General features: G+C 33.6%; 9 protein-coding genes and 1 pseudogene. 4 read left to right on the forward strand and 6 right to left on the reverse strand.

Annotation, left to right across the window (positions count from 1 at the left end):
* Window position 1 precedes the first annotated feature (1 nt).
* Genes priA through nadC form a run of 3 tightly spaced genes read right to left on the reverse strand, consistent with a single transcriptional unit; the run spans window position 2 to window position 4,311 of the window.
* Window positions 2-2,455, reverse strand: a complete 2,454-nt coding sequence (gene priA, locus H599_RS0115935) for a replication restart helicase PriA (RefSeq protein WP_026715040.1) — start codon at window positions 2,453-2,455, stop codon at window positions 2-4.
* Window positions 2,456-2,492: 37 nt separating this feature from the next.
* Window positions 2,493-3,428 (reverse strand): YihY/virulence factor BrkB family protein, encoded by a 936-nt coding sequence (locus tag H599_RS0115940; RefSeq protein WP_026715041.1) that lies wholly within the window; start codon window positions 3,426-3,428, stop codon window positions 2,493-2,495.
* Between the two features lie 22 nt (window positions 3,429-3,450).
* A complete protein-coding gene (gene nadC / locus H599_RS0115945) occupies window positions 3,451-4,311 on the reverse strand; it encodes a carboxylating nicotinate-nucleotide diphosphorylase (RefSeq protein ID WP_026715042.1) in 861 nt (286 codons plus the stop codon).
* A 150-nt stretch (window positions 4,312-4,461) separates the two neighbouring features.
* Between nadC and H599_RS0115950 the strand changes: the two genes are divergently transcribed.
* Entirely contained in the window at window positions 4,462-4,923 is a 462-nt protein-coding gene (locus H599_RS0115950; RefSeq protein WP_026715043.1) for a cupin domain-containing protein, read from the forward strand.
* A gap of 85 nt (window positions 4,924-5,008) precedes the next feature.
* Window positions 5,009-6,859, forward strand: coding sequence for a mechanosensitive ion channel family protein (locus tag H599_RS0115955; protein WP_026715044.1), 1,851 nt, complete (start codon window positions 5,009-5,011; stop codon window positions 6,857-6,859).
* Window positions 6,860-6,870: 11 nt separating this feature from the next.
* Here H599_RS0115955 and H599_RS0115960 read toward each other — a convergent pair whose 3' ends face one another.
* Window positions 6,871-7,665, reverse strand: a complete 795-nt coding sequence (locus H599_RS0115960) for an AraC family transcriptional regulator (protein ID WP_026715045.1) — start codon at window positions 7,663-7,665, stop codon at window positions 6,871-6,873.
* Window positions 7,666-7,765: 100 nt separating this feature from the next.
* On the opposite strand from H599_RS0115960, the gene H599_RS0115965 reads away from it, so the two are divergent.
* Complete coding sequence (locus tag H599_RS0115965; protein WP_026715046.1) at window positions 7,766-8,974, forward strand: MFS transporter; 1,209 nt, start codon at window positions 7,766-7,768, stop codon at window positions 8,972-8,974.
* 118 nt (window positions 8,975-9,092) lie between these two features.
* On the forward strand, window positions 9,093-9,566 hold the full coding sequence (gene rlmH, locus H599_RS0115970; protein ID WP_026715047.1) for a 23S rRNA (pseudouridine(1915)-N(3))-methyltransferase RlmH: 474 nt from the start codon (window positions 9,093-9,095) through the stop codon (window positions 9,564-9,566).
* Window positions 9,567-9,611: 45 nt separating this feature from the next.
* Here the strand turns inward: rlmH and H599_RS20415 are convergent, their stop codons facing one another.
* Both H599_RS20415 and H599_RS20940 read right to left on the reverse strand, forming a co-directional pair.
* Window positions 9,612-10,025 (reverse strand): DUF4304 domain-containing protein, encoded by a 414-nt coding sequence (locus H599_RS20415; RefSeq protein WP_051590775.1) that lies wholly within the window; start codon window positions 10,023-10,025, stop codon window positions 9,612-9,614.
* A gap of 72 nt (window positions 10,026-10,097) precedes the next feature.
* Window positions 10,098-10,396 (reverse strand): annotated as a pseudogene (locus H599_RS20940) (hypothetical protein); the annotation flags it as partial.

The following is a 10,396-nucleotide window of genomic DNA, read 5'->3' on the forward strand; positions in this document are numbered from 1 at the left end:
TTTAATAAAAATCGACGTTCAATACTACTTTAATCGTTCTGTATTGAGCAACACTATCAAAACTATTCAATATTTTTTGAATAGTTTTTTTTGTACCCATAATCGAAACATTATGGGGATTTTTTATCATTATCGTTCTAATGTATTCGTTACGGATTCTGTTAACCGGAGGCTCCTCAGGGCCAAGTACCGGAATCCCCAAATGCTGAGACAATACCTGGTACAACCACATCGAACCTTCTTTTAATTTCTCAAAATCACGATGTTTTAAAGTCAGTTTGATAATTCTGAAATAAGGCGGATATTTATAAATCTGACGGTCGTACAACTGTTCTTTATACATTCCCGCATAATCATTGTTTGTTACCTGCTGAATAGTATTGTGATGAGGATTATAGGTTTGAATCACAACTTTTCCTTGTTTTTCAGCTCTTCCTGCACGACCCGCCACCTGAATCATGGTTTGAAAACTTCTTTCAAATGCCCTGAAATCCGGATGGTACAACATATTATCGGCATTCATAATCCCTACCAGACTTACATTGTCAAAATCCAATCCTTTTGCCAACATTTGCGTTCCCACCATAATATCGATTTCCCTGTTTTTAAAACTGTCAATGATTTTTTCAAACCCAAATTTACCACGAGTCGTATCCTGATCCATTCGGCCAATTTTCTTCTCCGGAAAAAGTTGTACTAATTCCTGTTGGATTTGCTCCGTTCCAAAACCTTTTGTAGATAAATCAATCCCCGAACAACTATGACAGCGCGTAGGTTTTGCAATTGAATAACCACAATAATGACAACGCAATTCATTTCGATGCTTGTGATAGGTTAAACTCACATCACATTGCTTACATTGCGGCACATGACCACAGGTCATACATTCCAACAAAGGCGAATATCCTCTCCTGTTTTGAAACAAAATCACCTGTTCTCCTAAAGACAAGGCTTCTGAAATTGCTTCAATCAAAACATCACTAAAATGACCGGTCATTCGCTTTCGGAAATATTTATCCTTTAAATCAACCAATTCAATTTCAGGCAAACGCACATTTCCATAACGCGTTTTAAGTTCAATCAGTCCGTATTTTCCGTTTTGTGCATTATAATAGGATTCGATACTTGGCGTAGCCGATCCAAGTAAAACTTTGGCATTAAAAAAACCTGCCAAAACTATTGCCGCATCACGGGCGTGATACCTTGGAGCCGGATCAGTTTGTTTAAAAGTTTGTTCGTGTTCTTCATCTACAACCACAAAACCCAAATTAGAAAAAGGTAAAAACAAAGCCGAACGTGCTCCAATTACCACCTGCGCTTTCTCTGAATTTTGCAAAACCTGATTCCAGACTTCTACCCTTTCATTATTATTATATTTCGAATGAAAAACCGCCACTTTGTTTCCAAAATGCGCTTGCAATCTTGAAACCAACTGTGTAGTCAGCGCAATTTCAGGCAATAAAAACAAAATTTGTTTTCCGGTTTGCAGATAATCTTCTATGAGTTTAATATAAACTTCTGTTTTTCCACTCGAAGTCACACCGTGCAGCAAACAAACTTCTTTTTCAATAAAACCGTTTTTAATTTCGTCAAAAGCTTTTCGTTGTGCTTCACTTAACTGCAATAGCGTATCGTTTATTTCTCCGGTAAATTTTACACGGTCTTCCTGCAACAAATATTCTTCAAAAACCTGTTTATCAATCAAAGCTTTTACTTGCGCCGAAGCAGAATGAGAAACTTCAACTAATTCTTTTACCGAAATTGCTTTCTTATTGGAAGCCGCACTCAACTGAAAATAAGTAAGCACAACTTCCTTTTGTTTATTGGCATTTTTTAAAACTTCCAATAATTCACTCAAGCCGCTATCAGATTTATATTGCTCACTCAAACGAATATAGCGTACCAATTTAGGCTTATAAACTTCCTGAATTTCATCCTGTAAAACCAGAACATTTTTGTCTATTAATTTTTGAATAATTGGAAAAACACTCTTTTTATTCAAAATCCCAACCACATCCTGCACTTTCAATGAAGATTGTTGCTGTAGCGCCTGAAAAATTAAAAATTCATCATCCGAAAGCTGACTTTCATCAATAAACGCATCGCTTTTTTGAGAAATCAGGGTTTCATTTTCCAACAACAAAGCACTAGGCATCGCACCACGATACACATCGCCGATGGCGCACATATAATAAGAAGCAATCCATTGCCAGTGTTTGATTTGATTTTCGGTAACAACTGGCTTTTCATCTAAGATTTGATGAATTTCTTTTGCTTCATACAAAGCGGGTTTATTTTGATGCAAATCAATCGCCAGCGCTGTATATATTTTGCTTTTTCCAAAGGGAACTGCTATTCGCATTCCTTTTTGAATATAATGATACTCGGCTTCAGAAACACTATAAGTAAAGGTTTTAGCCAGAGCCAACGGTAAAATTACTTCAACAAAATACATGAATTATGACTTATTCGATTAGAGGTGAATCCTGATTTTAGGACAATTTATTATTAGCTTCTCTCCTTTTTAACTTATTAATAACTTCATTAAGTTCAAAACCAAGTAATAAAATCATGCAGTTAATCCAGATATAAAACATAACAATCAATAAGGTTCCGATAGAACCGTAAAGTTCGTTGTATTTAGAGAAACGAATTACCCAAACACCAAAAAAATACGAACTAATAATCGTTAAAATAGTAGTAAACACGGAACCAATAGAAATAAACGAACGATTTTCCTGATTTTTAGTTCCAAATTTAAACAGCACCGAAGTGGTTATCAAAATCATCAAGATTAAGAAAGCATAACGTCCCATTACTATCAATGGAATTTTTTCACTCAAAAAATCTCTGGCATTTAACTGTTGGATAACAACTTCAAAAACAACGATAATTGCTACGGTTAGAATCAACAAAACAGCCAAAAATAAAGACATTCCAACTGCCACAAAATACTGATGAAAAAAACCTCTTTTTACCAAAACATGTTTCGAATTTTCAAAACCGCCTAAAATAGCATTCAATCCATTAGCCATCAAAAAAACCGACAGTAAAAACCCCGAAGAAACTAATCCGGAATGACTGTTATGCAAAATATCATTTATAATATTTTTGATAGCATAAAAAGTATTGGGAGGAACTCCGTCAGCCACAAATTTTAAAAAATCATCCTGAAATCCCTCAATCGGAATAAACGGAATAAGGTTTAAAATAAACAGCGCAAAAGGAAACAAAGCCATGAAGAAACTAAAAGCAATAGCTCCGGCACGATTAGACAGGGCCCCTTCGGTTAAACCGATAATATACAATTCCGATAAATCATATAAAGACAATCCGCTAAGCCAGCTGAGTTTTACTTTTTTTGCCCAATTGACAAAATTGCGTATCAGAGGTATTTTTTTTAATCTTTGTTCTATTTCTACCGACATTCATTTTCTTTTTATAAAGCAATTAATCAATCGCTTTTAAACTCAAATCCATATTATAAATTGAATGCGTCAACGCTCCCGAAGAAATATAATTCACACCACATTCTGCATACAAACGAATTGTATCTTCATTAATATTTCCCGACGATTCCGTTTGACATTCATCTCCAATAAAAGCAACTGCTTCTCTGGTCATTTCATAATCAAAATTATCCAATAGAATTCGGAATACTCCGCCTGCAGCCACAATTTGTTTTACTTCTTCCATATCGCGGGCTTCTACAATAATTTTCAAATCGCGATTGGTTTCTTTCAAATAGGCTTTGGTTTTAGCAATTGCTAACCCTATTCCGCCGGCAAAATCAATATGATTGTCTTTCAACATCACCATATCATACAATGCAAAACGATGATTTTCTCCTCCTCCAATCTTTACCGCCCATTTTTCGGCAACTCTAAAACCAGGAGTCGTTTTCCGGGTATCCAAAATTTTTGTTCCGGTTCCTTCTAACAATTTCACATAATTATTGGTTTTTGTAGCAATAGCCGACATTCTTTGCATCGAATTCAAAACCATACGTTCAGCCTTTAAAATAGACTGCGAACTTCCTGAAACATGAAACACAACATCTCCAAATTTTACCGGTGTTCCATCTTCGATAAAAATTTCTATTTGCAAATTAGCATCCACATAATTAAAAATCATTTTCGCAAATTCGACTCCGGCAATAATTCCGTTGTCCTTCACCAAAAGCTTTGCTTTTCCTTGTGCCGATGCAGGAATACAGGCTAACGAACTGTGATCGCCATCGCCCACATCTTCCCTGATGGCATTTGCTATTAATAATTCTAACTCGTTTTGAAATTGTGCTTCGCTAATCATTTTTTACCTGAAATTTTTATCTTGCTAAAGGTAGGACATATTTTGTGTATTCTAAAATTTGTTTCCACTTCCCTTAAATTTATTCTGAAGCTAATTCTGTCAAAGATTTAAATACTATATTTGACCAAAATCAAAAATATTCAAATCCAAATGGCTACAATAACTCCTGAAAATGAAAACGCCAAAATAATCGAATTGGTATCACAATACATTGACTTAAGTGTTACTCCTTTCAAAAAACAGGAAAGAACTGTTGTAAGAGTTGACAAACGCAATCCGATGTATGGCGGAAAAGGTATTGTTTATTTACTACAAATGTTTAACGAAGGCGAATTGACCAATAATCGCATTGGAGCTTACATGGTTTTTAAAAACAAAGGAGACGAAGCCGGATTTCATACCCATGGCACCCGCCACGAAGAAGAACTTTATATTGTGATGCATGGCGAAGGCGAATATTCGGAAATGACTAAAAAAAATGGTATTATTCGAAAAAAAACACTCAAAAAAGGAAGTATTACTGCAATGAGCGGCGAAGGTTTTCATTCACTCATTAATACTACGGACGAAGTTCTAATTGTTTTTGTCATTACTACCAATAATCCCCAATAAAGCTTTAAAATTTATGCCAAATAAATGCTGCCTAAATACCGTTCGAAAAACAACATTTTACCGTTTTTCCAATAGTTGCAATCTTATGATTTTACTTTTTATAATACTATTTGCAACTACTGTAAAAGCCCAAAATGACAGCATCAATAAAAAATCAGATTCTATTAATGCTGCAATTGTTCAGGATTTTAATAAAAAACTAAGCTTAATAGAAGCCCAACGAATAAGTGATTCTCTAAAAAAAGTTGCCTTAGAAACCGAACTGAAATCCTTAAAAACCACCGATAACTTAAAAAAAGCTGCTTTACAAAAACAATTACAGGCGTTAAGCAAACAGGATTCTATTCGAATAGCGGAAAAAAAACAGCAAATTGACTCGCTGCGAAAAACCGTTAAAGGACATCCTGTAGCAGGATTTTTCAACGACACCTTATTTACCATATACAATAAACTGGGGAGTTTTTCGGCAAAAGACCGCGCCAATGCTATTAGTGAACGCATCAGAACAATTGCAGACGAATTAGCGTTCAACACCAAATCCATCAAAATTGTGGAATCCGAAACGACCTTAGATATTGTAAAAGGCGAGCACATTATTATGAGTGTTTCTGAAAATGATGCTATTTGGAACAAAACCTCAAAAACCGCTTTGGCTCAGAAATATAAAATCATTATTAGCGATGCTATTATCAAATACAAACAGGAAACCAGTTTAAGCACCTTGGCTAAAGAAATTGGATTGGCTTTTTTGGTGCTGCTTATAATTTACTTTCTGATTAAATACATTAAAAAGTTGTTCTTTTGGCTGGAAACTAAAATCCGAAAAGAAGAAAATCATCGCATTAAAGGAATCAAAATTAGAAACTTCACCTTATTTGATGCACACCAACAGGTAAATGCTTTACTCAATGTCAATACTTTTTTAAAATGGCTGTTTATAGCACTTATTGTTTACATTGCCTTGCCAATACTTTTTGGGATTTTTCCCTGGACAGAAGATTTTGCCGGAACTCTATTTGGCTATATTTTAAATCCTTTGAAAAAAATAGCTTTAGGATTCTGGAATTACCTGCCTAATTTAATTACTATTTTAGTCATCATTTTTGTTTTCAGATATGCGCTTAAAGGCATCCGCTTTTTGAAAAATGAAATCCAAAAAGGCAATCTTGAAATTCCCGGATTCTATGCTGATTGGGCTAATCCTACTTACCAAATCATCCGCATTATTGTTTTAGCCTTCATGCTGGTGGTTATTTTCCCTTATCTTCCGGGAAGCCAGTCTGAAGTTTTTAAAGGTGTATCTGTTTTTCTGGGATTTTTATTTACTTTTGGGTCGGCTGGCTCACTTTCAAATCTCATCGCAGGATTAATTCTTACCTATATGCGTTTGTTTAAAATTGGTGACCGTGTAAAAATTGGCGAAGTAACCGGAGATGTTATCGAAAAATCCTTATTGGTTACCCGAATCAGAACGATTAAAAACGAAATTATTTCGATTCCTAATTCTACCGTGATGAATAGTCACACTATTAATTACAGCAGTGATGCTCCTGAAAAAGGACTTATTATCCATTCTACCGTTACGATTGGCTACGATGTTCCCTGGAAAAAAATGCACGAAGTTTTAATTGAAGCTGCAACCCGAACCGAATTGATTTTGCCGGAACCTAAACCATTTGTGTTACAAACCAGTCTGGATGATTTTTATGTTTCTTACGAAATTAACGCTTATGTAAAAGAAGCCAACAAACAAGCAGTAATTTATTCTAATTTACATCAAAATATTCAGGATGTATGTAATGAAAACGGCATCGAAATCATGTCGCCACATTACCGGGCTGCCCGCGACGGAAGTCAGACTACGATTCCGGAAAATTATTTAGACAAAGATTATAAAGCACCTCCCTTTCATTTGAAAATTAATAAAGAGGACTAAAAATTAAAAGTTTAGGCAAAATCTTCTAAAATATAATTAGACGGTGTTTTGCCTAAATGTTTTTTAAACATAAAAATAAATGCACTGGTGGTTTCATAACCTAAATCAAAAGCAATTTCTTTTACCGATTGTTTTTCTCCAAGTCTTTTAATAGCTTCGAGTAATTTTAATCGAATACGCCAATCACTAAAATTCATTCCTAATTCTTTAATAAACAGTCGGGACAAAGTCCTGCTACTCATACAGGAAATCTCCGCATAATATTCGATAGTGTGTTTACTGGCAACATCTTCAAGTAAAAGCTCAACAACATTACTCAACACTAAATGATTTGTAGTAGGTAAAAAAGTAGCACTTGGCTGAATCGAAGCCAATTCATCCATAAAAACATCCATAATTCTTCTTTGAGAAGGTGTAATTATTCCATCAATTTTAAAAGAAATAATCTTAAACAACAGCTGTTTTAAAAATTCAGAAATATCAAATGAAAATGTAGTTGCTGGAAGTCCGGCTGTAAATGAAGGATCTATAAAAACACTATACAAATTCACATCTTGCTGAAACGAAACCTGATGCTCCATCCCTCCCGGAATCCATAATCCCTGCAACGGATTCACAACCCAAATTTGATTCTCTACAACCACATTCATTACTCCGCTACTGGCATAAATCAATTGTGCTCTGGGATGGGCGTGTGAAACACAAATCGCATTAGTAATTTTCTCGGTATAACCCACAACAGGAAATTCCGGATTGATTTGAAAACCATAATCCACCAGATGATATGTCTGATATTCGTTATTCATTGTCCAAATATAGTAATTCTGACAATTTTTTTTATTAGCAACTTTGCATAAAATATTACAGCTGTTATTTTAAAAAAATATTTTAAACAAAAAACAATTCATGGAAAATGTCAAATCACATCAGGAGATAGTCCAAAAGACCATTTATTCGATACTATTTACAATAAGTTTTTCGCATTTTATAAATGACTTATTGCAAGCTGTAATCCCTTCTGTTTACCCTTTATTAAAAGACAATTTTAATTTAAGTTTTTCTCAAATTGGAATCATCACATTTACTTATCAAATGATTGCTTCCCTTTTACAACCTTTTGTAGGCATATATACCGATAAAAAATCAAAACCCTATTCGTTATTAATAGGAATGTCTTTTACAATGGCAGGTTTGTTTTTTATTTCAATAGCCAGTAGCTTCAATTATTTATTAATATCTGTCAGCCTTGTTGGGATTGGTTCTTCAATTTTTCATCCGGAATCTTCCAGAGTAGCGCATTTGGCTTCGGGAGGAAAAAAAGGATTAGCACAATCCATTTTTCAATTAGGAGGAAATGCCGGAAGCGCTATTGGTCCTCTTTTAGTAGCTTTGATGGTGATTCCTTATGGGCAAACCAATATTATGTGGTTTTGTTTAATTGCTTTAACAGGAATTCTGGTTTTATACAAAATTGCTCTATGGTACAGTAATCATTTATCATTAAAAAATACAACTGCAAAGACTCCGGAAATTTTCATTCATCATTTGTCAAAAAAGAAAATTATCTTTTCATTATTCATACTATTAATTTTAATTTTCTCAAAATATTTCTATTTAAGCAGCATTACCAATTACTATACTTTTTTTCTTATCGATAAATTCCATTTAAGCATTCAGGATTCTCAGTTGTATTTATTTACTTTTTTGGGAGCTGTAGCAACCGGAACATTAACAGGAGGCCCTTTAGGAGACAAATTCGGAAGAAAATATGTAATTTGGATTTCCATCTTAGGTGCAGCACCTTTTACACTTTTATTGCCTCATGTTAGTTTGTTTTGGGTAGGCATTTTATCTGTTTTCATTGGCTTAATTATATCTTCTGCCTTTTCAGCAATTTTAGTCTATGCTACCGAACTCTTACCTGGAAAAGTAGGTTTGGTTGCCGGATTATTCTTTGGATTTGCCTTTGGAATGGGCGGTTTAGGATCGGCTGTTTTGGGTAAACTGGCCGACGAAACAAGTATTGCTCATGTTTTTAACCTATGTGCTTATTTACCGTTATTGGGTATTCTAACGGCATTTTTACCTAATATTGAAAGTAAAAAAACAGTTTAATAACAAGCGTAAATACGCAAATTTATTTTTATGCTATGCTTTAAATTTGCGTATTTGCAGTTATTCTAAAAATCAAAAACTAGTTTAATATCTTTGCACTTCGAAAATCATCCGCAAAATGAACATTAAACTTCTCGCTATCGGCAAAACCGACAATAAGGCATTACAAAGCTTAATTGACGATTACACCAAACGTTTGTCTTTTTATATCAAATTTGATTTGGAAATAATTCCCGACATCAAAAATGTAAAAAACTTATCCGAAAGTCAGCAAAAAGAGAAAGAAGGCGAATTGATTTTGTCAAAAATTAGTTCGACCGACCAATTAATTTTATTGGATGAGAACGGAAAAAACTTCTCCAGCGTAGGATTTTCGGAAGAATTGCAAAAGAAAATGAATTCGGGAATTAAAACCTTAGTATTCGTCATTGGCGGGCCTTATGGATTTTCAGAAACGGTTTATGCCAAAGCACAAGGAAAAATTTCGCTTTCTAAAATGACTTTTTCTCATCAAATGGTACGTTTATTCTTCATCGAACAATTGTACCGTGGTTTTACCATTTTAAGAAACGAACCGTATCATCATCAGTAAAACCAGTAATTGGCGCAAATAGTGGTTATTTGCCTTACTTGTTATTTATAAATTCAAATGTTCTTTTACTTTTAAAAAAATATGATTTGTATTTTTCAAAGATTTTATATGATTAATTAAATCAGTTTCTGAGTTTATTGAATTTAAAATTGGTATTAAATTTTCTTGAATTTCTGTTTCAATAATTTTCTGTCGATTTACAAAACATATATTATTCTCCAAATCAAAGCCTTCAGATTGATTGAGTCTAGTGCTTACATGCATTAATACTCCGTTAAAATTCAAGTTTTGCAAATTGTACCCAAAGTTTACATAATAAAGATTACTGAAATTTGATTTTTGAAGATGAACAACTTTCTCTATTTCAGGTGTCTGAAATTTCCAAAAATTACCTTTTCTTTTAAAACCTTGATCTTTTAAATATACATTAAAAATATTTTTAAATTCTTCATTTGTCATATCTTAAATATTTATTTTAACATGGCATATAACACCAAACTCTAATTAGTCATTCCTTAAAAAGCCACTATTTTAAATCTCGATTAAAATAGTGGTTTTGTTTTTAGTAAAAAAGTTGAACAATAATTGTAGCCAAAAAATAATTTGCTCTTTGATTTGATTAAATCTGAGCTTTAGATTGTATCCAATTCCCGCTAGTAGTGCATTATGAACATCTCCAGTCACGCCTTTAAGGAAGTTTAGTCCTAAAGAATGATTTTTTTTCAAGTGTGAGATTGTAGGTTCGATGGCTGCTCTTGCTCTAAATCTTTTTCTAGCTACTTCTTGTTTGTATTTTGTTTTTTCTTTATTGTTTTTTGGTATTAATACCT

It is taken from the genome of Flavobacterium daejeonense DSM 17708, from assembly GCF_000425425.1.
GTDB lineage: Bacteria > Bacteroidota > Bacteroidia > Flavobacteriales > Flavobacteriaceae > Flavobacterium > Flavobacterium daejeonense.

Excerpts from the sequence above, each read along its gene's own strand:
- priA (WP_026715040.1), bottom strand. The coding sequence starts at position 2,455 with ATGTATTTTGTTGAAGTAATTTTACCGTTGGCTCTGGCTAAAACCTTT.
- H599_RS0115940 (WP_026715041.1), bottom strand. The coding sequence starts at position 3,428 with ATGTCGGTAGAAATAGAACAAAGATTAAAAAAAATACCTCTGATACGC.
- nadC (WP_026715042.1), bottom strand. The coding sequence starts at position 4,311 with ATGATTAGCGAAGCACAATTTCAAAACGAGTTAGAATTATTAATAGCA.
- H599_RS0115950 (WP_026715043.1), top strand. The coding sequence starts at position 4,462 with ATGGCTACAATAACTCCTGAAAATGAAAACGCCAAAATAATCGAATTG.
- H599_RS0115955 (WP_026715044.1), top strand. The coding sequence starts at position 5,009 with ATGATTTTACTTTTTATAATACTATTTGCAACTACTGTAAAAGCCCAA.
- H599_RS0115960 (WP_026715045.1), bottom strand. The coding sequence starts at position 7,665 with ATGAATAACGAATATCAGACATATCATCTGGTGGATTATGGTTTTCAA.
- H599_RS0115965 (WP_026715046.1), top strand. The coding sequence starts at position 7,766 with ATGGAAAATGTCAAATCACATCAGGAGATAGTCCAAAAGACCATTTAT.
- rlmH (WP_026715047.1), top strand. The coding sequence starts at position 9,093 with ATGAACATTAAACTTCTCGCTATCGGCAAAACCGACAATAAGGCATTA.
- H599_RS20415 (WP_051590775.1), bottom strand. The coding sequence starts at position 10,025 with ATGACAAATGAAGAATTTAAAAATATTTTTAATGTATATTTAAAAGAT.